This window comes from Luteimonas terrae, from assembly GCF_031457535.1.
GTDB classification, from domain to species: Bacteria; Pseudomonadota; Gammaproteobacteria; order Xanthomonadales; family Xanthomonadaceae; genus Luteimonas; species Luteimonas terrae_A.
Genome location: NZ_JAVDWO010000017.1, coordinates 1 through 20,993, shown reverse-complemented (window position 1 = coordinate 20,993; position 20,993 = coordinate 1). Strand labels below are relative to the sequence as shown.

General features: G+C 67.7%; 22 protein-coding genes and 1 pseudogene. 7 read left to right on the top strand and 16 right to left on the bottom strand.

Annotated features, from left to right (window positions below):
* Positions 1-18: 18 nt before the first annotated feature.
* Complete coding sequence (locus J2W68_RS16590) at positions 19-882, bottom strand: sensor domain-containing diguanylate cyclase (RefSeq protein ID WP_310238126.1); 864 nt, start codon at positions 880-882, stop codon at positions 19-21.
* 364 nt (positions 883-1,246) lie between these two features.
* On the opposite strand from J2W68_RS16590, the gene J2W68_RS16585 reads away from it, so the two are divergent.
* Positions 1,247-1,447: a hypothetical protein gene (locus J2W68_RS16585; protein WP_310149051.1), complete on the top strand. Its 201-nt coding sequence runs from the start codon at positions 1,247-1,249 to the stop codon at positions 1,445-1,447.
* Between the two features lie 5 nt (positions 1,448-1,452).
* On the top strand, positions 1,453-2,754 hold the full coding sequence (locus J2W68_RS16580; protein ID WP_310238123.1) for a PQQ-dependent sugar dehydrogenase: 1,302 nt from the start codon (positions 1,453-1,455) through the stop codon (positions 2,752-2,754).
* Between the two features lie 168 nt (positions 2,755-2,922).
* Here the strand turns inward: J2W68_RS16580 and J2W68_RS16575 are convergent, their stop codons facing one another.
* The 9 genes from J2W68_RS16575 to J2W68_RS16535 all read right to left on the bottom strand — a co-directional run bounded on the left by J2W68_RS16575 (position 2,923) and on the right by J2W68_RS16535 (position 12,452).
* Entirely contained in the window at positions 2,923-3,771 is an 849-nt protein-coding gene (locus tag J2W68_RS16575; protein ID WP_310238120.1) for an ion transporter, read from the bottom strand.
* Positions 3,772-4,022: 251 nt separating this feature from the next.
* Positions 4,023-4,913, bottom strand: coding sequence for a CHAD domain-containing protein (locus J2W68_RS16570; RefSeq protein WP_310238118.1), 891 nt, complete (start codon positions 4,911-4,913; stop codon positions 4,023-4,025).
* Between the two features lie 81 nt (positions 4,914-4,994).
* Positions 4,995-5,279 (bottom strand): hypothetical protein, encoded by a 285-nt coding sequence (locus tag J2W68_RS16565; protein WP_310238115.1) that lies wholly within the window; start codon positions 5,277-5,279, stop codon positions 4,995-4,997.
* Entirely contained in the window at positions 5,276-6,592 is a 1,317-nt protein-coding gene (locus J2W68_RS16560; RefSeq protein ID WP_310238112.1) for a TFIIB-type zinc ribbon-containing protein, read from the bottom strand. The genes J2W68_RS16565 and J2W68_RS16560 overlap by 4 nt, the downstream gene beginning before the upstream one ends.
* A gap of 16 nt (positions 6,593-6,608) precedes the next feature.
* Positions 6,609-7,760, bottom strand: coding sequence for an SPFH domain-containing protein (locus J2W68_RS16555; RefSeq protein ID WP_310238109.1), 1,152 nt, complete (start codon positions 7,758-7,760; stop codon positions 6,609-6,611).
* 151 nt (positions 7,761-7,911) lie between these two features.
* A complete protein-coding gene (locus J2W68_RS16550) occupies positions 7,912-8,259 on the bottom strand; it encodes a DUF3325 domain-containing protein (protein ID WP_310149072.1) in 348 nt (115 codons plus the stop codon).
* Entirely contained in the window at positions 8,252-9,940 is a 1,689-nt protein-coding gene (locus J2W68_RS16545; RefSeq protein WP_310238107.1) for a PepSY-associated TM helix domain-containing protein, read from the bottom strand. Before J2W68_RS16545 ends, J2W68_RS16550 begins: the two co-directional genes overlap by 8 nt.
* Positions 9,940-10,251 carry an iron uptake protein gene (locus tag J2W68_RS16540; protein WP_310238104.1) on the bottom strand — a complete coding sequence of 104 codons (312 nt, stop codon included), beginning with the start codon at positions 10,249-10,251 and terminating at the stop codon, positions 9,940-9,942. The genes J2W68_RS16545 and J2W68_RS16540 overlap by 1 nt, the downstream gene beginning before the upstream one ends.
* Before the next feature lie 38 nt (positions 10,252-10,289).
* Positions 10,290-12,452: a TonB-dependent siderophore receptor gene (locus J2W68_RS16535; protein ID WP_310238101.1), complete on the bottom strand. Its 2,163-nt coding sequence runs from the start codon at positions 12,450-12,452 to the stop codon at positions 10,290-10,292.
* A 541-nt stretch (positions 12,453-12,993) separates the two neighbouring features.
* On the opposite strand from J2W68_RS16535, the gene J2W68_RS16530 reads away from it, so the two are divergent.
* On the top strand, positions 12,994-13,554 hold the full coding sequence (locus J2W68_RS16530; protein WP_310238099.1) for a lipocalin family protein: 561 nt from the start codon (positions 12,994-12,996) through the stop codon (positions 13,552-13,554).
* A 173-nt stretch (positions 13,555-13,727) separates the two neighbouring features.
* Here the strand turns inward: J2W68_RS16530 and J2W68_RS16525 are convergent, their stop codons facing one another.
* Both J2W68_RS16525 and J2W68_RS16520 read right to left on the bottom strand, forming a co-directional pair.
* The gene (locus J2W68_RS16525; RefSeq protein WP_310238096.1) at positions 13,728-14,069 is read right to left on the bottom strand and encodes a nuclear transport factor 2 family protein; all 342 of its coding nucleotides are present in this window, start codon (positions 14,067-14,069) and stop codon (positions 13,728-13,730) included.
* A 188-nt stretch (positions 14,070-14,257) separates the two neighbouring features.
* Entirely contained in the window at positions 14,258-14,980 is a 723-nt protein-coding gene (locus J2W68_RS16520) for an rRNA pseudouridine synthase (protein WP_310238093.1), read from the bottom strand.
* A 196-nt stretch (positions 14,981-15,176) separates the two neighbouring features.
* Between J2W68_RS16520 and J2W68_RS16515 the strand changes: the two genes are divergently transcribed.
* From J2W68_RS16515 to J2W68_RS16500, 4 genes and pseudogenes are all read left to right on the top strand, one after another.
* Positions 15,177-15,647, top strand: coding sequence for a DUF1456 family protein (locus J2W68_RS16515; RefSeq protein ID WP_310238090.1), 471 nt, complete (start codon positions 15,177-15,179; stop codon positions 15,645-15,647).
* A gap of 376 nt (positions 15,648-16,023) precedes the next feature.
* Positions 16,024-16,796 (top strand): annotated as a pseudogene (locus J2W68_RS16510) (SDR family oxidoreductase).
* A 7-nt stretch (positions 16,797-16,803) separates the two neighbouring features.
* Positions 16,804-17,052, top strand: coding sequence for a hypothetical protein (locus tag J2W68_RS16505; RefSeq protein WP_310238089.1), 249 nt, complete (start codon positions 16,804-16,806; stop codon positions 17,050-17,052).
* A 96-nt stretch (positions 17,053-17,148) separates the two neighbouring features.
* A complete protein-coding gene (locus J2W68_RS16500; protein ID WP_310238087.1) occupies positions 17,149-18,063 on the top strand; it encodes a LysR family transcriptional regulator in 915 nt (304 codons plus the stop codon).
* Between the two features lie 71 nt (positions 18,064-18,134).
* Here J2W68_RS16500 and trmY read toward each other — a convergent pair whose 3' ends face one another.
* The 4 genes from trmY to J2W68_RS16480 all read right to left on the bottom strand — a co-directional run bounded on the left by trmY (position 18,135) and on the right by J2W68_RS16480 (position 20,683).
* On the bottom strand, positions 18,135-18,728 hold the full coding sequence (trmY, locus tag J2W68_RS16495; protein ID WP_310238084.1) for a tRNA (pseudouridine(54)-N(1))-methyltransferase TrmY: 594 nt from the start codon (positions 18,726-18,728) through the stop codon (positions 18,135-18,137).
* A gap of 191 nt (positions 18,729-18,919) precedes the next feature.
* Entirely contained in the window at positions 18,920-19,072 is a 153-nt protein-coding gene (locus J2W68_RS16490) for a hypothetical protein (RefSeq protein ID WP_310238082.1), read from the bottom strand.
* Positions 19,073-19,203: 131 nt separating this feature from the next.
* Positions 19,204-20,031 carry a plasmid replication/partition related protein gene (locus J2W68_RS16485; RefSeq protein ID WP_310238079.1) on the bottom strand — a complete coding sequence of 276 codons (828 nt, stop codon included), beginning with the start codon at positions 20,029-20,031 and terminating at the stop codon, positions 19,204-19,206.
* Positions 20,032-20,200: 169 nt separating this feature from the next.
* Complete coding sequence (locus tag J2W68_RS16480) at positions 20,201-20,683, bottom strand: DUF4126 family protein (RefSeq protein ID WP_310238076.1); 483 nt, start codon at positions 20,681-20,683, stop codon at positions 20,201-20,203.
* Between the last annotated feature and the right edge of the window lie 310 nt (positions 20,684-20,993).

Genomic DNA, 20,993 nt, shown 5'->3' with positions numbered 1-20,993 from the left:
GCGCGGGACGAGCCTCGATCAGGCCGCGTTGCCGCGCGTCACACGGCGCTTGACGGCATACATCTCGCGGTCGGCATGGGCGAGCAGGGTCGCGGCGTCGCTGCCATCGCCGGGGAAACATGCAATGCCGATGCTCGCGTCGAGCTGGAAGGGCCGGTCCGACAGCCGGTAGACCAGGCGCAGTTGGCCGCGCAGGGTGTCGGCGACCTGTCGGGCGGCGGCTGCGTCGCGGCAGGCAGGCAGCAGGATCACGAATTCGTCGCCGCCGACCCGCGCGGCCACGTCGCCGTGCCGCAGCGACTGGGTCAGACGTGTCGCGACGTCCTGCAGGAGGCGGTCGCCCGCATCGTGCCCGCCCAGGTCGTTGGCGGTCTTGAAGCCGTCCAGATCGACGTAGAGCAGGGCGAGGCCGTCACCGGACGCGCGGGCCTGCGCGAGTGCCTGTTCCAGCGTCTGCTGCAGGCGGTAACGGTTGGGCAGTCCGGTCAGCACATCGTGGGCGGCAAGGTGTTCCAACTCGCGTTCGACCCGCCGCAACTCGGTCACCTCGCGTCCCACGCCAATACGCACGCCATGCGCCGGATGCCAGTTGGCTGACCATTGCATGTCCACCGCATGGCCCTCGCTGTGCAGGTAACGATTGCGGAAATGCCGCTGGGCCATGCCCTCCATCACCTGTGCGGCCTGCTGCCTGGTGTCGCTGCGATCGTCGGGATGGATGAAGTCGAAGGCCTGTCGGCCCAGCACATCCGCGGGCCGATAGCCGAGGATCCGCTCGAAGCCGGCGCTCACGAACAGATAGCGACCCTCCTGGTCGACCACGCAGACGGCATCGGGCAGCAGGTCGAGGATGTCGGCGGGAATCGGCAGTTTCGGAGTCATCGCGGACGGGCAGCGAGGCGGGTGAGCAACGGCTGTCAGAGTGCCAGAGTACGCGCGGCAATGGGACGCATCGCACATTTCTCGACTGCTGCTGGTCAGTCAGACGCGAGTGTGTGACGTATCGAGCACGCGGCTGGACAGCCGTCCCGGTCGTCCAGCGCGCCGCGCGTACGGGATCGGGCCGCCCGTTGGCGAAGGCGTCTTTGCACTGTGGTAGGCGTCGCAGGGCGTCGAAGATCACCTGGCGCGGAATCGCACGTTCGGGCTCGTGCGTGGCGTTCCGGCACCGGTCGATCGCGGGCCGCGTATCCTGTGCGCCGCGCGCGCTGCAGGCATGCGCGGAACAGAACCGAGGATGCGGAACATGGCCCGAATGAAGCGCGACCCGACCCGGGAGCGGAACCTGACACACGATTACGCCAAGTGGCTGCTGACCGAGAAGCGCGAGCGGAACGATGCCAACGGCAAGCTGTTCGCGCGCACGCACACCACACGCGGTCGCCGCTTCCACGGCTACAACGAGGAAGAGGTCTGCAAGATCATCGGCGTGGATTACTACGGCTGATGACCATGCGTCTGCGTGTCGGCCTGCTGGCCTGTCTGATGCTGCTGCCCGTCGCGCTCAGCGCGGCGCGCGAGCGCCACGCTGTGGCGGGTGCGTCGTGCGGCGGCTATCCGCGCCTTTCCATCGACACGATGCGTGGCATGTGCGTGGGGCTGGTGGTCGGGCCGACGACGGCAGATCCGACGCGCGCGCTCCGGCTGCCGCGCTCGCTGTTGCAGCTCGACGCCGGCACCTGGTTGGTCACCGATCTGGGCGCCTGGGACGGCACCCGCGGCGCGGTCTGGCGGTTGCGCACCGCCGAAGACGGCGCGGTCGACGTGCAGCGTGTGCTCGACGACCTGCATCTGCCGCACGCGATCGCGCGTGGCCCGGACGGACGCGTGTATGTCGGCGAGATGAGCCGCATCTTCCGCTTTGACCCCGACGCGCAAACGCCTGCTGACACGGTGGAGGCGGTGGTCGACAACCTGCCCGACAACCGCCTGCACGCGCATCGCCATCCGCTGTCGAAGTTCGTGTTTCTCCCGAGCGGCGACCTGCTGGTCAACGTCGGCGCGCCGAGCGACCAGTGCACGGGTGCAGATGCGCGCACCGAATCGGGCCTGTGCGCAGAGAGCGAAGGCGCCGAGGATGCAGCAAGCCTGCGCCGATACCGCTACGACGGCGAGGGCCGCTGGGCGGCGGACCACGACGTCTTCGCCCGCGGACTGCGCAACTCGCTGGCACTGGCGGTGCATCCATCGGGCACCGTGCTGCAGGGCGAGAACAGCTACGACTTCGATAGCCGCTGGTCGCCGTTCGAGGAACTCAACATCATCGAGGCCGGCGCTCACTACGGCTGGCCGTATTGCGCCGACGCCGCGCAGGCCACGCCGGGCTGGCGCGACAAGGCCGACTGGTGCCGCAGCGATGCACATACCGCGCCCGCGCTGTTGCTGCCGCCGCATGCCGCGCCGCTGGACATGCTGTGGTATGACGGCGCGATGTTTCCCGCGCTGCAGGGCCGCCTGCTGATGACCTGGCATGGACACCGCTCGGTCGGTGGCCGCATCGCGAGCTTCGCGGTCGACGCGCGCGGCGTGCCGCTGGCGGATCCGAATCCGCGGTTCCCGGTCTACGGCCAGGGCATGCGTGCCTATGGCGCCGGCCCCGCGGCGACGCCGGTGATGCTGACGCCTGGCTGGGGCCTGCAGCGCGGTGTGCGACCGCAAGGCTCGCCGGTCGGTCTGGCGGTCGCGGACGATGGCGCCATCTGGGCCACCGACGATCGCGCAGGTCTGGTGATTCGGTTCGCCAAGGACGACTGAGCGAGGCGGGCGACGGATGCTCGATGCGGTTCCGCGACGCCACGGGCCGGGACGCCCGCGATGCCGGCCTCGCGCTGACCTGACTGCCAGGGTTTTGTCGGAACCGGTCGCTCTGCACCGGGCGCAGCGCACGGCGCGCGTCGGCTGGCCGATGACAGCGACACGAGGCTACACGCCAGCGCGCGATTCCAGCAGGCTGCGCAGGCTCCGGATCTCGTCGCGCAGTGCGCGCACTTCGGCGTGCACATCGGCCTCGATGTGGACCTGGGTGCGGTCCAGCGCGTCCAGCGTGTCGGCATGCTCCGCTTGGGACACCGTCTGCATCGCATCGACGATCACGCCGATGAAGAGATTGAGCATGGTGAACGTGGCAAGCAGAATGAACGGAATGAAGAACGCCCAGGCATAGGGGAACTCTTCCATGACCGGTCGCGAGATGCCCATCGACCAGCTTTCCAGCGTCATGATCTGGAACAGCGAGTAGAACGAACGCCCGAGATTGCCGAACCAGTCCGGGAACGCAGCGCCGAACAGATTGGTCGCGATCACCGCGCAGACGTAGTAGATCAGCACCAGCACCATGCCGATCGACAGCAGGCCAGGCACCGCACCGAGCAGCGCACCCACCACCCGGCGCATCGACGGCACGATGGTCAGCACGCGCAGGACACGCAACACCCGCAGCGCACGCAGCACCGAGAACGGCCCGGACGCCGGCACCAGCGCAATCGTGACCACCGCGAAGTCGAACAGGCTCCAGGGGTCGCGAAAGAAGCGCGCACGGTGCACGAAGAGTCGGACCAGGATTTCCGCGACGAAGATCGACAGGATCGCGCGGTCTGCAAGGCGGATCAGATCGCCGTATGCGGCCACGATGCGGGGCGATGTTTCCATGCCGAGCAGGACGGCATTGATGACGATCAGCGTCAGGATGACCGTCTGCACCCGGGGGTGCGCAATGAAGGCGTGCAGATGAGCGCGCAGGCCTCGGTGTTCGGAAACAATGGTGTCGCGCATGGAAACTCCGGGGAGGGGGCGTCACGCGACCCGGCGTAGCCGGTCGAGCTGGGCTGCGCAAAGGGGACGCGAAACCCGGAATGCTATCTGCCGGCAGCTGTCCGCGCAGCAACTGGATGCGCCGCCTCCGCTCGCCCCGCATGGCGCCGGGACTGGCGGGTGAAGCGCTGCAGCCTGGAAGGTCGCGATCGCCCGTCGTTCGCAGACGCGCGCCTGCGGCGGATGGAGTCGCCTCTTACGCCAGGAGCGTCTCAGTCGGCGCTTTGCCACGCGATGTAACGCCTGCGCCAGCTCTTCACCAGCGCACGGGCCGGATCCGCGTAGAGCGGCGCGCCCAACGCACCTGCGCGTGTCGCCAGTGTGCGCTGCCGTGATCCGATGGCGGTCTCCAGCGCGTCGGCCGCGTCGGACGGGACATCGGCCATCGCGCGAACGTGCGCGGCCAGGACGGCGAGGTCGTGATGCTGGCCGAGCACCTCGCCGAGTCCCGCGGCGCAGACCTGCGTCGCGCGCATCGGTCCGGGCCAGATCGGCTGCAGCAGCCGCAGATGCAAACTGTGGTCCTTGTTGCGCTTGCGCCAGCCATGGAAAGCATCGTCGTCGCCGTGCTTGCACGCCGCGCGCATCGCCTTGCGGGCGCGTCGGTAACTCGACTTCAGCCCGGTCTCGAACGCGTCGAAGCCGTCTTCCGCAACTCGCCATGTGTCGATCCGCACCAACGCGTCGCGCAGCGCACCGCGCGTCGCGTGCAGCAGACCTTCGGGATCGTGGGCCGCGGCGATCGCCTGTCGCTGCCGCACGAGTGCCTGCCGCACGGTCGCCCAGTCGTTGGATCGGTTGCCGGTCGTTGCGGCGACATCGTCGAAGGTTTCAAGGCGCACGCCGGCATCGCGCTGCGGCCCGAGCGGTGACGCGATTCCGCGGAATGCGGCGTTCTCCGCGCGGTAATCATCGAAGCCGGGCCGCACCAGGCGCAGCAGGCCGCGGATCTTCTTGATGCGCTTGCGGACGTCGTGGATGGCCTCCGCGTGATCGATGGCAGTCGCGTCGATACTGCGGATCGCAGCCTGCACCTGCTCGCGCGCAATGCGACGCAATGAAGCCTGCGCTTTGGAATCCTTGCGTCTGATGCGATACGCCATGCTGTCCTCCCGCCGAGTAGGACGGAGGTCTAACACCTTCCGCGTGAGCGCACTGGAACGCGGCGATGCGCATGACCTCCGCTACGACGCACCGCCGTCCGCGTCGTCGGGTGTCGGGCTCGCCACCCGCTGCACGCGCGCACGGTAGGCGCGGACGTTGTCGCCCTGGATGCGCGTCGCCTGCGTTCCGGTGATCTTGCGGACCTTCACGTCGCTGCCGGTCACCGGCTTGGCGTCGATATCCGTCTCGCGCTCGAACGCGTGCGACTTGTCGGTGTTGCGATAGAAACGGTACAGCGCCCAGTACAGCGCAGTCGCGCCGGACGGGCCGACGAGCAGCAGCCAGAGTCCACTTTCGTCGCTCATGACATGCCCACCAGAATCATGATTGCAATGCCCTCGAGAACGGTGCCCACGGTCAGCGCGGCCAGCAGCAGTTTCCACTGCTGCACCGGCACGCTGCCCATGGTTTCGCCGGTCCGGCCGTTGACCGCGATGTAATGCAGCAGGCCGCCGTTCTTGCCTGGCTGGTGATACGAATACAGCCACACCGGCAGATACATCGAGACCCAGCGCGTGCCATGGACGTCGAGTCGTTCCTGTTCCCAGCGCACGCCGCGGTCGTAGCGGCGCGTCGAGGCTTCGACCTGCGCACGGGCGATCGACAGTAGCTGGTCTTCCAGGCGCGGCCGAAGGTGCTCCACGTTGCTGTTGCGCTTTTCGGACGTGAAACCGTGGAGATACGACGCGTTCCACTTCACCGCGTTCTTGGTGTCGAACGGCAGGATCGTGTTGATGATGTTGTTGGTGTTGACGTTGACGTCCAGGTTGCCGCGCGCGTTGGACGACTCCAGCGGCAGATCGTCGACGGTGAACTCGACATGGCGTTCGACCTGGTACACATCGGCGTCGTAATAGGTCTTCCTGTTGTTCTTGGTGCCGCGCGTGTACTGGCGCGTCTTGATCTCGCCCTTGCCGGTCACCGACGCGCTCGCGCTGCCGTCGACGATCATGTAGGGCAGGTACACGCCGACCACGTTCTCGGGCGTGAACTCGTCCTTGAACGCCTTGAGCGCGAATAGCCGTCGCTTGTCGACGAACTGGCGGATGCGCGCAACCGCGTCGTCCTTGCGGATGTGGAAGGGCAGCACCGCATCGGGCACTGCGCCGTTGGCGATCTGCTCGTTGACGCCGAACACGTGGCGGCACCAGTGGCAGCGCGCCGTCATCGTGCTTTCGGTGTTGACCGTGACGTCCGCGCCGCAGCCGGCGCAATGGAAGGTCATCAGGTTGGCGGCATCGGCCTCGATGTCACGCGCGCCGGACGCGATGACGGTGCCGCGCAGATCGGTAATGCCGTCGCCGAAGCCGAACGCTTCCTCGACGCGTTCGCCGTGCCATTCGTTGCGGCAGTACAGGCAGACCAGGATGTCGGTGCCGGCGCGCTGGCGGATATCGGTCGCGCCGCATTTCGGGCAGCGGTTGAGGCCGTTTTTCAGTGCCTCGGCAGAGGTGTCGATGGCCAGCGGGTTGGGCGCTTCGAGCTCGTCGCGAATCGGGTCGGGCAACGTGGCCGGATCGACCGGCACGGTGCCCGGCAGCGGCGGCACATCACGCGGCGAACCCGGGCCGTCGACGGGGCGAACCGGCAACGGCGGCGGCAACTTGGTGTCGGACATGGTCGTGCGGTGCGGCTTAGAGGCCGAGCGCCTTGGCCTTGGCGGCGTCGTAGTCGTCCTGGGTGATCAGGCCGAGATCAAGCATTTCCTTGGCTTTCTTGAGCTTGGCCACCGCGTCGTCCGCCGCGGGTGCGGCCGGGGTTGCCGGCTGCTGCAGGCTGCCGATGCCGCCAGCCATGCCCGAGGCCATGCCCAGCCCCACGAGACCCGCAGCGCCGCTGTGTTCGCCGGCCGACTGCATACCCTGGGCGACGCTTGCCTGCAGGTTGGAGTTGCCGCGCGAGCCGGCGAGGGCATCGGCGCGCTGCACGGTCTTGAGCAGTTCGCGCGTGTTGGCGTCGTACTCGATCGAAACGATGGCGGTCTTGACGATGGCCAGGCCACGGTCGGACTTCCACTGGTAGCCCTGTTCGACAGCCGCCGACAGGCTCTGCGCGAAGCCCAGCGAATCCTGCTGCAGCTTGGTGATGCGATTGCCCTTGCCGGGATCGTTCGTGTACAGGCTGAAGGCCGGTGCGAGCGAACCCACGACTTCGTTGAACAACTGGCTGGCCGCCGCGTTGTCGATGTCGGTGAAGTCGAACACCTGGCCCGGCGCGAGGTAGCGCGCCGGTACGAAGTTCTTCACGAACAGGATCGGGTCGACGATCTTCAGCGTGTAGGAGCCGCGCGTCAGCGCGCCGACCTGGGTGCCGAGGAAGCCGTCGTCCCAGTAGATTTCCGACTGCGTGCCGAAGCGGTTGTCCGGCAATTCCTTGAGCGAGACGAAGAACGCCGCCTGCTGGCCGCCCGGCTGGCCGCCGAACTTGAAACGTTCCCAGCTCTGCCTGATCAACGGGCTGACGATACCGTCGCCGGCAAAGATCGACTGCGAATTGAGGTCGTCCGAGCGCCACTCGTAACCGCCGGGCTCGGCGACGAAGCCGGTGATCGCGCCGTCCTGGAACAGCAGCAGGCCGTAACCTTCAGGCACGACGATCTTCGAGCCGTTGCTGATGATGTTGGACGAGCCGCGCGTGTTCGAACCACGGCCGGCGTTCGTGCCCTGCGGCACGGCCGCGAACAGCGCCGCCGTCGACGGCAGCCCGGTCGGCACCGTCAGGAAGTCCTTCCACTGGTCGGCCAGCACGCCACCGACTGCACCCTTCACCGCCTGTACCAGACCCATGACAATTCCTTTCAGTTCGTTATCGGGCGCGGCGCCCGCAGGAGGGCCGGACTATACCGTCGCGCCCGTAAACGACCGCCAGTGCAGGTCGTCATGCGGCGCCGCCTGGAGGGTGTAGCCACGTGCCCTTGAACCAGCGTTCTAGGCGCGCTCAGCGGGTCGCGCGCGTGTCTGCGCGGCCGGCCCAAGGTGCCAATCGCGCCAGCCAGCGTGGGTGCCAGGCCAGCGTCATCGCGACCAGGAATGCGGCAGCGGCCAGCGACATGATCCAGACCAGCGCCGCCATCGAGGCATGATCGCTGGCGAGGCACAGCGCCAGCGACACGGCGAGTGCGACGCTGCCCAGTCCCCGCAGCACGCGTGCGCGTTCCGGCGACACTGGCGCGCCCCAGACCTGCTGGCCGTGCGCGGGCATGGCCAGCGCCAGCCAGGCCATGCCGAGGACGCTGGCGAGCAGGGCCGCTGTCAGCAGCCAGGCGGCGTGGGACGCGTCATGCATGGGCGTGCTCACGGCGGGGGTGTTCTGCGGCTGCCGTTGCTACCGCGCGACGGCGTAGATGCAGACCGGTCGCGCCGGCGACGGTAGCGGTCACCAGCAGGACGAGATCGACGCCCGCCACCGGCCAGTAGCCGGCACTGATCGTGCGCAGCAGATGGTCGCCCGTGGTGATCCAGTTGAGTACGACGGCCGCGAGTGCCAGCACAGCGATCGCGCCGCACTGTTCGCGCCAGGCCGGGTTCGCCAGGCCGCGTGCGACCGGTGCGCTGCGCAGGCCCGCATGCAGCAGCGCGAGCGCCCAGGTGCCCCAGAACGCGTAGCGTTCCCAGTCGCCACGCGCGGGGAGATCGTCCGGCAGCAGGCGGTTGGCGACGAGGATGCCGAGCGTTGCCGCAACCATGCCGGTGATCATCGTCACCGCGAGTGCGTCGACGATGCGTGCGCCCTGGCTGACCTGTTTCGCATGCTGGCGCTTGCGCTTCTCGACGAAGAACACGAAGCCGGTGGCGATGCACACCGCACCGAGCAGACCGCCCAGCACATACAGCCAGCGCAGCAGCCAGTGGCGGAAATGCTGCAGGTGCAGGCCGGTCAGGAATTCGGCGACCTTGCCGACCGGCGTAGAGACGGGATCCTCGCGGATCAGCGCGCCGGTCGAGGCCTTGAAGTGGATGCCCTGGCCGACCAGCGCGATGCGATCGGTGCCGGCGCGGTACACGCTGACGTAGCCGTTGGCATCGCCGACGTGCTGCAGGACGAGGAAACCGACATCGCCGGCCATGTCGCGCGCCTCCCAGCGGCGCTGCGCCTCGGCGACCATCGCGTCCACATTCGCCAGTCCGCCGGGCACGCCGGCGCGCCGATGCGGCAAGCCGAGTTCACTCGCTTCGGTCGCGGCATGCAGATCGTGCAGGTCATGCAGTTGCGTGTGGCCGACCGGAAAGAAATACGTCGCCGAAAAAATCACCAAGCCGGTGAACGCGAAGAAAAAGTGGAACGGCAGCGCGACCACGCCGGTGAGGTTGTGCAGGTCCAGCACGCTGCGCAGGCCGCCCTTGCCGGGGCGGAAGGTGAAGAGTTCGCGGAAGAACTTGCGGTGCATCACCACGCCGCTGACCAGCGCCGCCAGCATCACCAGCGCCGAGAAGCCGACGATCCAGAAGCCCAGGTTCTTCCAGTCCAGCGTCAGGCTGTAGTGCATCGGGTAGAAGAAGCCGCTGCCGATCTTGAGCCGCTCGTCGGGCAGGGCCGCGCCGTCGCGCGGATCGATGGTGCCGAGCGCGAAGATCGCCTCGTCGGGATCTTTCGCGCCGGGCACCTGGAAGCCGGCGAACACGGCGACGACCGGATCGCGGTGGGTGGTGTAGGCACTCCAGTTGGCGACGGTGTCGAAGTGCGCGGGCATCGGGCCATCGACGCGCGAGCGCATCGCATCGACCGCCTGCGGCGTGGGCTGCATGCGTTCGAACGCCGGCCGCAGGATCTGCTCGAACGACGGCATCGGTTGCGGTTCGAAACGCGTGGACGGAATCGCCCAGCGGTCGATCTCGCGGTCGAATACCGACAGCGCGCCGAAGAAGAACGCCGCCATCAGCACGAAGCCGAGCACCAGCCCGAACCACGTGTGCAGCCATGCCATCGCCTGGCGGAAACTCTGTGCCGCCATGCCGTGGGCGGCCATCAGACGATGCTCGCCTGGACCAGCGACGCGACGCCCGCCAGCAGCGCGCCGCCGCCCGCCAGCAACACCCAGGCAAGCAGCAGCCGGCGCGTGGCGAAGGTCCACAAGAACACCGTCAGGAACACCAGCAGGCCGACTGCGCTCGCCAGGAACTCGGCATCGTGGAAATCCATGCCGGCCTTGAACAGCAGCGCGGCACCAGCGGCGATGACGCCCCAGGTGAAGGCATAGCCGCCGAACACGGCCGCGCCGATGCGCACGGCGAGCCGCAGGCGTGGGGTGGGGGAAGGCAATTTGGCGGCGTAGGACATGGCGGCGGCGGTGTCGGTATCAGTCGAAGAAAAATGGATCAGAAGCGGTAGTTCAGGCTCAGCGTGTAGTTGCGCGGCGCGCCGTAATAGCCGCTGTAGCGCAGCGTGTTGATGTAGGTCTCGTCGCCGACGTTGTTGACGTTGAGGCGCAGCGTGGCGTTGGGCTGGAAGTCCCAGCCGACGAAGCCGTTGAACACCGCATAGCTGTCCTGGCGCACGGTGAAGCCGCTGGTCTCGACATTCGAGATGTCGCTCTGCCAGCGCCCGCCGATGCCGAACGACAGCGCGGTGTAGCTGGGTAGCCGCGCGCTGAGCACGAGATTGGCAGTGCGGCGCGGCACCCAGCGGTAGGTGTCGTCGCCGTCCTGGCCGGTGAGCTTGAGCGCGGTGTAGCCGACGACGAGATCCACGTGCTCGCTCAGCCGGCCGGTCGCTTCGAGCTCGACGCCCTTGGATTCGACGTCCACGCCCTCGTAGTAGAACTGGCCGTTGTCGTTGTAGCCGGCGCCGGTCGCCAGACCGTTCTGCTCGGCGCGGAACACTGCCAGCGTGGTCAGCAGGCGCTGGTCGAGCCAGTCGGCCTTGACGCCCACCTCGTAGTTCGCGCCCTTGGTCGGGTCGAGGTACCGGCCATCGGCATCCGACTGGCTTTGCGGCTGGTAGATGTCGGAATAGCTGACGTAGCCCAGCACGTTCGGGCTGAAATCCCAGGTCAGGCCGGCGTAGGGACTGGTCTCGCTTTCGGTCTGGTCGAAGGTCACGCCGTAGTTGATGCCGTCGCGGTGGTACTCGGCGTAGTTGAAGCCGACGACGGCCTTGAGGCGATCGGTGAACGACAGGCGGGTGGCGCCGTAGGCGCGCTTGAGGCGCTCGTCGAGGGTGCTGTAGACCGAGCTTGCGCCCCAGACCGGCTCCGGCACCACGTCGCCGCCCCAGGGGAAGCCCGGCATCGGGATGTAGCTGCAGGGCGCGCCACTGCACAGCGCACCCGCGTATTCGGAGTTGATGTTTTCGCTGCGCGACCAGCCGACGCCGAACATCAGTTCCTGGTCGCGTCCGAACATCTGGAAATGACCGTTGGCCGTTGCCGACACCAGATCGGCGGTGAGCTCGTCCTCGCCGCCCCACGGGTAGCCGTACAGGCCTAGATTGGTGCCGGGCTCGAGACCGGTGCCGTTGAAGTCGGTCGCGTAGAACAGGCGATCGTCGTTGCGGATATCGCGGCGGTTGTAGGCAAGCTTCAGCTGCCAGTCCGCGCCCAGCTGGTGCACGTATTCGGCGAACGCGGTCTGGCTGGTGGTGTCCCAGAAGGTCCAGTCCTGCGTGGTCGACGCGCCGCGGTCCCAACGCGCCTGGGTGCCGTCGCTGTACATGAAACCGAGCGCGCCCCACATGTTGCCGTCGGTGCGCGCGTCCTGCCACGCGTAGCCGAGCGTCAGCGTGCCGTTGTCGCCGATCTGGCCATCGACGACGCCGTAGACGAAGTCGCGGCGGTCGTCCTTGCCGCGCAGCCAGGAGTCGCCTTCCTCGTGCGCGGCGACGATGCGGCCGGCCCAGCGGCCGTCGTCGGTGAACGGCGTCGAGTAGTCCACTTCGGCGCGCGTCGTGCCCCAGGAACCGACACTGATACCAGCGCTGCCTTCGGCGTGGTTGGTCGGACGCTTGCGCACGTAGTTGATCGTGCCGGCCGCATTGCCCACGCCTGTCAGCAGGCCGTTGGCGCCGCGGATCACCTCGAGCTTCTCGTAGCCGAAGGTGTCCATCGCACCGGTGACGATGCCCCAGCCGTTGGGCAGGCCGACGCCGTCGATCTGGGTGTTGGCGATGTCGAAGCCGCGCGCGGTGTAGTTGCTGCGGTTGGTCTCCCATTCCTCGACCTGGATGCCCGTCGCCAGGCGCAGCGCCTCGTTGAGGCTGTCGGCGCCGAACTGCTGCATCTGTTCGCTGCTGACGACGCTGATCGACTGCGGCGTGTCCTTGATGTCGAGATCGAGATTGGTCGCGCCGTTGCTGACGCGGCCTGCGCGCTGGGAGACGACGAGGATCGTGTCCAGTTCGGTGGCGTCGGTCCCGCTGCCGGCGGCGTCCTGCGGCGCGGCGAAGGCGGGCAGCGTGCCGGTCGACAGGGCGAGGCCGATGGCGAGCGAAAGAACGGCGTTGGCGGGCGTGCGGAACGGAGCGACGGACTGCGGACGAAGCATGGACGTGGGGACCTTGCGGGACGCGGGCGGGGAGGGAAACGATCGGGTTCGGCGGGGCGCGCAATTCCGGCGCGGTGTCCGCACGTGCAGTCCCGCTGCCGAAGGCAGCATTGGGTGATCGGTTCGCGCGTCCTCGAACAGCCGCGTGGGCCTTGCGATGGCGGCGTCGGTTGCCTGCCCGCTCCGCGGGCGTATGAAACTGCCCGCGCATTAAATGCGAATGGATGTCATTACGCAAGGTGTTTGTCGCGTCACCGCGTGTGCCGGGCGTGTTGGATGGGGCGAGCCTGCGAGCCGATCTCGCGTCCCATCGGAACAGGGCGGCGCTTGAGACTTGTCGGGGCCGCGTCTGGCCGTCAATGCCTGATTGCGGGACATGCAGCGTGATCGTTCTTCGGTGTCCCGTCAGTGTCCAGCGCGTGCGGTGCGCACGCCCAATCCGGAGACGCGTCCCGACACGCCTTCGGCCGCGACTCCCCCTGTCTCACATCGCCAGAACGCGGTGCGGCGGGAGAATCGTGTTTTCAATCTGGAGTGGCTGATGCGCCTTGCCCCTTTATTGCTCGCCGCCGGCCTGTCCGTGCCCGCGGTGGGCGCCACTGCGCTGCCGAACGAGCCGGTTGCCGCCGTGGATCTCGCGCGCTACGCCGGTACCTGGTACGAACAGGCGCACCTGCCGATGTTCTTCCAGCGCAAGTGCGTCGCCGACACCACCGCGCACTACAGCCCCAACGCCGACGGCACGCTCAAAGTGGTGAACCGCTGTCGGACCCGGGACGGCAGCTTCACCGAGGCGCGCGGTGTCGCCCGTATGGTCGATGGCCGCAGCTCGACGCTGGAAGTGCGGTTCGCGCCGCAATGGCTTTCGTGGCTGCCGATGGTCTGGGGCGATTACTGGGTAATCGCGCTCGACGACGCCGAATATCGCTGGGCAATGGTGGGCGCGCCGGGTCGGGACTATCTGTGGATCCTCTCGCGTGACCCGCAGCTCGATCCCGAGGTGCGTGCCCGCCTGATCGAGCAGGCGCGGGCCATGGGCTATCCGGTCGAGAAGCTGATCGACACGCCGCAGGGTTCACAGGAGGCGGCGGAGGCGCGGTGAGCGGGGCAGCACTCGGCGTGCATGCCCTCCCACTGACAACGGCGTCTGCGACGCGCTGCAGCAGCCGGCCACGGAGGCCGGGCCGGTCCCCGGTTGTCGCGTGGGCCGGGCCTATTGGAGCGATGGCGACTGCGTGTCACACGGATCCGCGCACCCGCTCCGGCCCATGCGCCTCAGATCACGAAAGCGCGCAACTCCGCCATCTTGCCGTCGTGGAAGCGCCAGACATCCGAGTACGCATGGCGCGTCTCGCTGCCATCGGCCGCGGTGGCGGTGATGCTGCCGAGCGCGATCACGAAGTCCTCTTCGGCGATGAGATGGTCAACCGTGAACACCGGCGGCTCGGCGTAGGCATCGGCCATCCACTGACGTACGGCGTCCTTGCCGTCGAGTGTCGACACGCCCACCGTCGTCCACTGGATATCGTCGGTGCAATACGCCAGAAACCCTTCGATGTCCCCACGGCTGATCGCCGCATTGGCCTGCCGAAGAGCGCTTTTGTGCTGGTTGGACATGGCGGCGCTTCGGTCGACGTGGAGCGCAGACGATACCGGCACCAGGCCACCCGTGGTTGAAGCGCGGCAGGTCGCATGGGCCGTGCATTCAGGCGAAGCCCGCGACATTGCGCACGCCCTTGGTGCAGCGTTCCCGGCGTCTCGGCCAAAGCGAGGGTGACGCGGGATCGCGCGGCGCCACCTTGCGATCAGAACCGGTCTTCGACCGGCAGATAGCGCCACGCACCGACCGGCATCTTCGCCAGCGACACGCGCCCGATGCGCAGGCGTCGGATCCAGACCACGCCAAGCCCGACCTGCGCGCACATGTCGCGCAGCTGGCCGGGGCGCACGCCCTTGATCGCGAAGCGCAGGCGCACTTCGTTCTGCCAGCTGACCTTGCACGGCGGGAGCGTGTGGCCGTCGTACTGCAGGCCGTGCTTGAGGCGCTGCATGCCGTAGAACGGCATCTCACCGCTGACCTCGACAACGAACTCCTGCTCGATCCCGTCGAGATCTTCGGTCAGGCGCCGCCACACGCGACCGTCCTGGCTTAGCACTATCAGTCCGCTGGCCTCGGGCTCCAGCGGCGCGAGTGGCGTCAAGCGGTGGAAATGCCGTTGCAGCAGGCGCACCTCGGTCGGGTCCTCGTTCCAGCGCGTGGCCGCATCGACGTAGGGCAGGGCGGCGTCGGACATGGAGAACGCATCGAGACCGGCGGGCTTGTGGAACAGGATCGTCGCCGGTTCGGCCACCGCGAGCCGCGCGGCCGCGTCGAGTTCGACCGCTTCGCTGGTCACCATGTGCTGCGGCATGTCCACGACGCGACCGTCGACCGACACCCAGCCGCCTTCGATGTACTGCTCGGCTTCACTGCGCGAGCAGCGGGCGAGTTCGGAGACGCGTTTGGCCAGTCGGACGGGGGCGGACATCGGGCACAGCCGGCAATCGGGGCGGGCAGTGTAGCGGGGGGGCTGGTCCACGCGTTCGTCGCGCGTCGCTGATGCGCGCAGTGGCTCCGAAACAGGCGTTCTCGGCCTGGATGTACCGGCCCGTTGCACACCGGTGCCGGGAGTCTGTTTCAGCAACTGTAGAATTGCGCCTCTTCCGAACCGCCCTGTTGGATCGATGATCACCAACGACGTCCTGCGCAGCATCCGTTACATGCTCGACCTGAGCGACCAGAAGGTCGTCGATCTCGCCAAGCTGGTGGATCCCGACTTCGCCCTCGACAAGGACGACGTGCGTCCGCTGTTGTTGAAGGAAGACGAACCCGGCCATGTGGCCTGCAGCGACAGCGTGCTCGCGCATGTGCTCGACGGCCTGATCGTGCACCGCCGTGGCCGTGACGAGCGCCAGGCGGCGCGCCCGGTCGAGTCGCGCATCAGCAACAACGTGGTGCTGAAGAAACTGCGCGTCGCGTTCGAACTGACCGATGTCGACATGCACCAGATCTTCGCAGACGCGGGCTTCCCGATCTCCAAGCCCGAGATGTCGGCGCTGTTCCGCCAGGCAGGGCATCGCAACTTCCGCCCCTGCGGCGATCAGCTGCTGCGCAACTTCCTCAAGGGGCTGACGCTGCGCGTGCGCGGCGGCTAGAGGCCGCCCGGTTCACGCGGGCATCAGCGCGTTGGAGACCTGTGCCATCGATCCAGGCGACCGATCGCCGGCCCAGGCGAACCGGCTGCTGTCACGGATGGTCCGGTGACGGTCGCTGCGCGACCCGGGACGCGATGTCGCCGGCCGTCCAGCCGCGCTGCGATGGCGCGCCGCAGCGGGTGCGCTTCGCATCGATATGCGCAGCCGGCCCTCCCGCACTCCGTGACGACAGAATCCACCGGTCCATGAGCGCGTCCGCCAGCGTCCCGATTGGGTGGGAATCCTGGATGATCCATCCAGTGCTGACCGCTTTATTGCCAGAGCCGCGCTGGTCTAGCCTCGGCAATCGAATCTTGGATCAAGGGAAGACGGACGCATGGCAGACCATTCCATCCAGGGCAAGGTCGTCCTGATCGCGGGCGGCGCGAAGAACCTCGGCGGCCTGATCGCACGCGATCTCGCCGCACACGGCGCCAGCGCGGTGGCGATCCACTACAACAGCGATGCCTCGAAAGCCGACGCCGACGCCACGGTCGCGGCCATCGAGGCCGGCGGTGCCAAGGCCGTGGCCCTGCAGGGCGATCTGACGACGGCCGATGCCGTCGAGCCCTGTTCGCGGACGCGGTCGCGGCAGTGGGCCGTCCCGACATCGCGATCAACACCGTCGGCAAGGTGCTGAAGAAGCCGTTTGCGGAGGTATCGGAGGCCGAGTACGACGAGATGTCCGCGGTCAACTCGAAAACCGCGTTCTTCTTCCTCAAGGAGGCCGGCAGGCACGTCAACGACAACGGCAAGATCTGCACCCTGGTGACGTCCTTGCTGGGGGCCTACACGCCCTTCTATGCGACCTACGCCGGTACCAAGGCACCGGTCGAACACTACACGCGGGCGGCCTCCAAGGAGTTCGGCGCCCGTGGCATTTCGGTGACCGCTGTGGGGCCGGGCCCGATGGACACGCCGTTCTTTTATCCGGCCGAAGGCGAGGACGCGGTGGCGTACCACAAGTCGGCCGCAGCGCTGTCGCCCTTCAGCAGGACGGGCCTGACCGATATCGAGGACGTGGTGCCCTTCATCCGCCACCTGGTCAGCGATGGCTGGTGGATCACCGGGCAGACCATCCTGATCAACGGCGGATACACGACCAAGTAGGCCTCGCATGCGCACGGCAATCATCATCGCGCTGGGCCTGCTGACGGCAAGTCTGCTGTTGCGTCTGGCACCGGCGGGGCAGCGCACGCTGGCCGCAGGTGCGTTCACGCTGGTCTGGCTGGGAGTCTCGGCGTGGAACCTGCGCACCGGCATGTCGCATGGCTACACCTTCGCCCAGGAGCTGCCGATCCATCTGGCGCTGTTCGGCATCCCGGTCGCACTGGCGTGGGTGCTGTGGTGGCGGTCCAGCCACTGAGGCATCGGGCGACGCACGCCTCGACATGCGCATGGGGTATCGCCACTCCACCGGGTTTGGCAGGCTTGATGTCCGCAACGTGGACGGAACAGGCGCATGGATCGGTTCGACCAGTATCGCGTGTTCCTCCGGGTGGCGGAGATGGGCAGTTTCATCAGGGCGGCGCATGCGCTGAGCCTGCCACGGGCGAGCGTGTCCGCGGCGATCCAGCGGCTCGAAGCCCAGCTCGGCGTGCGCGTACTGCACCGCACGACGCGACACGTCACGTTGACCGCAGACGGCGCGCAGTTGCTGGAGCGGGTGCGCCCGTTGCTGGCGGAAGTGGAAGACATCGATGCCGCGTTCCAGATCAGCCAGCGGCAGGTGACGGGACGGCTGGTGGTGGATGTGCCGAGCCGCATCGCACGCCGCGTGATCGCACCGGCGCTGCCGGGCCTGCTGCGGCGGCATCCGCGCCTGCAGCTCGTGCTGGGGTCGAGCGACCGGATGATCGACCTGGTACAGGACGGCGTGGATTGCGCCGTGCGCGTGGGCACGCTGCGCGACAGTGGGCTGGTCGCCCGCCCGCTGGGCCATGTCGCGCTGGTCAACTGCGCCAGCCCGGCCTACCTGCGCGAATACGGCACGCCATCGGATGTCGAGGCGCTTGCTGCCGCGCACTGGGCGATCGGCTACGCAGCGTCGGGAACGGGTCGGGACGTGCCGTGGGAATGCGTGGACGCTGCGGGCCTGGAACGTGTCGTCGAGCTGCGCAGCCGCGTGGCGGTGAACAACGCCGAGAGCTATATCGCCTGCTGTCTCGCAGGCCTCGGGCTGATCCAGATCCCGCGCTTCGATGTCCAGCACCTGCTGGATGCAGGCGAACTGGTCGAGGTCATCCCCCACTGCCGCGCGGCTGCGATGCCTGTTTCGTTGCTGTATCCACATCGCCGTTCGCGATCACGTCGCCTGGTCGCGTTTCAGGACTGGTTCGAAGGGCTGATGCGGCCACACTGGGCGCTACCGTCGTGAGGCTGCACGCCGCCGGCTGATGCGCGGGAAGGATACCCGCCAACCGGCCCGCTCGATCCCGATCCCGAAGGTCAGCCCTGATCCAGCTCGTAGTGGATCAGCACCACGCACTGCGAGGCGAACAGCATCTTCGGACCGAGTGCGATCTTCTTCGCGCCCATGCGTTCGAGGCCGGGAATCGTCTTCTTCGGCATCGGAATGTGGTCGGTCAGCAGGAAGCAGGGATTGTCCGCGAACGTCTGCTCGCGGATCGGCGTGCCCTTGCGGTCCATCAGGAACAGCTGATGGTCTTCGGCCAGCGTCTGCACCAGCCGCTCGAAACTCGTGGTGCGGACCTCGACGCCCGATTCCACCGGTCGCGTCTCGTCCTTGCCCATGCCGCGCGAGACGTCCAGCGCCTTGGCGATCTTGCCCAGCAATGCGCGCTCGTCGAAGCCACCGATGTCGTGCATGGCGTTGACCTCGAAGCGGATCGTGCGCGAGAAATCCCGCGTGCTTTCCAGCACCAGGTAGACCGTGACATCGGGGCGGTGCGACTGCGCGACGAACATCGCGTTCATCAGCGTGTGCGCGAGAATTTCGGTATGCGCGTCCTGACCAACGGATGCCAACAGGGCGTGGCTGTCGGTGGGCGCGGCGCGCGCGCGGAGTACGAAAGTTCGCATGCGTGTCGAAGATGTCCGTCGTCGAATCCGATCCCGGCGATTCACCGCACATCGCCGATGCAAGCCTGGCTCAAGCGAAGCCGAGGGCGCACGGACGCAAACGGATCGTCAGGTCAGCGACCGGATGCCGTCGCGCGGATCGACATGGCCGGAACGCCATGCCGGGCGGCATGTGCCGCCCGGCGCTGCGATCAGGCCGACTCTGAACCGGAATTCTGTTCCGGCTCTGCGGTGCCCTTGGCAGCGTCGCGTTCGGCGCGCTTCTTCGCGTCCTTCTCGCCCTGCTTCTTCTTCTTGGCGAGTTCGCGCTGACGCTTTTCGAACGAATAGTTGGGCTTGGCCACGGAAACTCCCTTGGATTGAGCGGGCTAGTGTCTCATCTGGGAGGTGTTCGCATCCAGTTTCGCCATTCAGGCTCGAAAACCGGCTCGCCGGCGCGACGCCCCACAGGCCGGAATCGGAGGCTGGACGATGCTCAGCCGCGCAGGCGCACGATCTGGTTCTGCAGCGTTTCGATCTGGCCGCGAAGATCCGCGTTCTCGCGCTCCAGTTCGGTGACGCGGCGCTGCAGCGCCTTTGCGTCGGGCGCCGGCGCCGCGCCCTCGGGAGTCGCCCCGTCCTCGCTGCCGGGCTTCGGACGCTTCTTGGCATCGCGTGCGCGCTTGGCGGCCTGCTTGAGTTCGTCCTTGCCGGCCTGGGCGGCGCTGCGCTGCTCGTCTTCGGGCAGGCTGGCGACCGCGGCGGCCGCGCTCATCGAGATCGCACCTGACTTCAGGGCTTCGACGAGTTCGGGCGTGGCGTGGGCGTGGATGCGCTCGATCATCGCCACCTGGTTGCTGCTGAGTTTGGCTTCGCGCGCGAGCTCGGCGCGGCTGCCCTGCGACGGCGCGTCGTCCCACGGCGGGCGGTCCTCGGTGTCCTCGACCGGCGCGTCCTTGGCGGGCGCAGTCTCCAGTGCGGCGATGCGCTGTGCCTGCTGTCGCGCGGCGACGATGTCGCGCTTGCGCAACGCGAGCACGCCGCGCTGGTAATCCGACAGGCTGCGACGGCCGAGATGCTGCTCGATCATCCACAGATGCACGTCCTCCATCGACTGGAAGCGCGTGTTCTGGACCGTGTTGAACGGAATGTCGTGCTTCCGGCAAATGCCGTAGCGGTTGTGGCCATCGACGAGCACATCGCCCCAGAGCACCAGCGCGTCGCGACAGCCTTCGGCGAGCAGGCTGCGCTCTAGCGCCTCGTACTCGTCCGGGGTCAGCGGATCGATGTAGGCCTTGAGTTCTTCGAGAACGACGATGTGCATGCAGGGCGACCGCGACGAGGGGCGCGCATTGTAGGGGCGTCCGTTCGCGGATGTTGAGACTTGCGTGGGGTCGCCCTACGTGCGCACGCCGTCGACTGGGCACGGCATCCGAAGACGCCGCGCCGCCACGCGCACGGCGTTCGAAGCGCGTGGTGGCGCGCCGTGTGGCTCAGCGGCGCAGCAGGCGCCGTCGCCTGGGCGCGGCGCTGCGTGCGATCAGGGTGGCGCTGCCGACCGCGATTGCATCCTCGACCGCGCCGGTCGCGTTCTGTCCGAAGCGGCGCATCGCGCGCACGCGCAGGTTGAACGTGACATAGGCCATGCCGACAGCGGCACCGGCGCCGAGCACGGCCGCCAGCGGGCGCTGCTCGCGCGGCGCCAGCGCCATCCCGACGATCGCGCCGGTGACGACGCGCGCCAGCATGCCGGCCGGCACGATGCGGTCGGGGGCGTCTTCCATCTTGTCGCCCGCCAGTTCGCCGGCGGCGAGCAGCTTGGCGCCGGTCGAGGCCAGACGGTTCGACAGCAGCCGCGGTGCGCCGTTGCCGCGGGGCAGGGTGCCGTTGCAGGCGGCATTGGCCACGGTGGCGAGCGGCGTCATCGCGCGTATGCCCGCAACGGCGCCCATGAGAATCGAGTGGATCAGTGCCATCGGGAGTGTCCGTTCTGTGCCCGCGGATGCAGGCCGAAACGGATCATCGCCGGGGCGGTGGTGAATCCAGTGTCGTGAGGCACGCGCGCTCGACCGAACCCCGGACGTTCACCGCATCCGCGCGCCACGACGCAGCGCCTGTCTGACTCGCATGCGGAGAGGCGGCACGAATAGCCGGCGCGCTGAAGACGCGCGCGCTACAGGGTGGAAACGTCCCTGACGCTGAGGTTTCCCCACGTTTTCACCAGTCAGATCAAACGCTTGGCGTGATCGGGGTGGAAACAAGTGCGCGCATGGCGCAGCCTTCGAG

Coding starts and splice junctions, on each gene's coding strand:
- J2W68_RS16535 (WP_310238101.1), bottom strand. CDS start 12,452: ATGCTTCGTCCGCAGTCCGTCGCTCCGTTCCGCACGCCCGCCAACGCC.
- J2W68_RS16520 (WP_310238093.1), bottom strand. CDS start 14,980: ATGTCCGCCCCCGTCCGACTGGCCAAACGCGTCTCCGAACTCGCCCGC.
- J2W68_RS16565 (WP_310238115.1), bottom strand. CDS start 5,279: ATGAGCGACGAAAGTGGACTCTGGCTGCTGCTCGTCGGCCCGTCCGGC.
- J2W68_RS16585 (WP_310149051.1), top strand. CDS start 1,247: ATGGCCCGAATGAAGCGCGACCCGACCCGGGAGCGGAACCTGACACAC.
- trmY (WP_310238084.1), bottom strand. CDS start 18,728: ATGCGAACTTTCGTACTCCGCGCGCGCGCCGCGCCCACCGACAGCCAC.
- J2W68_RS16515 (WP_310238090.1), top strand. CDS start 15,177: ATGATCACCAACGACGTCCTGCGCAGCATCCGTTACATGCTCGACCTG.
- J2W68_RS16575 (WP_310238120.1), bottom strand. CDS start 3,771: ATGCGCGACACCATTGTTTCCGAACACCGAGGCCTGCGCGCTCATCTG.
- J2W68_RS16550 (WP_310149072.1), bottom strand. CDS start 8,259: ATGCATGACGCGTCCCACGCCGCCTGGCTGCTGACAGCGGCCCTGCTC.
- J2W68_RS16530 (WP_310238099.1), top strand. CDS start 12,994: ATGCGCCTTGCCCCTTTATTGCTCGCCGCCGGCCTGTCCGTGCCCGCG.
- J2W68_RS16505 (WP_310238089.1), top strand. CDS start 16,804: ATGCGCACGGCAATCATCATCGCGCTGGGCCTGCTGACGGCAAGTCTG.
- J2W68_RS16590 (WP_310238126.1), bottom strand. CDS start 882: ATGACTCCGAAACTGCCGATTCCCGCCGACATCCTCGACCTGCTGCCC.
- J2W68_RS16560 (WP_310238112.1), bottom strand. CDS start 6,592: ATGTCCGACACCAAGTTGCCGCCGCCGTTGCCGGTTCGCCCCGTCGAC.
- J2W68_RS16525 (WP_310238096.1), bottom strand. CDS start 14,069: ATGTCCAACCAGCACAAAAGCGCTCTTCGGCAGGCCAATGCGGCGATC.
- J2W68_RS16545 (WP_310238107.1), bottom strand. CDS start 9,940: ATGGCCGCCCACGGCATGGCGGCACAGAGTTTCCGCCAGGCGATGGCA.
- J2W68_RS16500 (WP_310238087.1), top strand. CDS start 17,149: ATGGATCGGTTCGACCAGTATCGCGTGTTCCTCCGGGTGGCGGAGATG.
- J2W68_RS16555 (WP_310238109.1), bottom strand. CDS start 7,760: ATGGGTCTGGTACAGGCGGTGAAGGGTGCAGTCGGTGGCGTGCTGGCC.
- J2W68_RS16540 (WP_310238104.1), bottom strand. CDS start 10,251: ATGTCCTACGCCGCCAAATTGCCTTCCCCCACCCCACGCCTGCGGCTC.
- J2W68_RS16480 (WP_310238076.1), bottom strand. CDS start 20,683: ATGGCACTGATCCACTCGATTCTCATGGGCGCCGTTGCGGGCATACGC.
- J2W68_RS16580 (WP_310238123.1), top strand. CDS start 1,453: ATGCGTCTGCGTGTCGGCCTGCTGGCCTGTCTGATGCTGCTGCCCGTC.
- J2W68_RS16485 (WP_310238079.1), bottom strand. CDS start 20,031: ATGCACATCGTCGTTCTCGAAGAACTCAAGGCCTACATCGATCCGCTG.
- J2W68_RS16570 (WP_310238118.1), bottom strand. CDS start 4,913: ATGGCGTATCGCATCAGACGCAAGGATTCCAAAGCGCAGGCTTCATTG.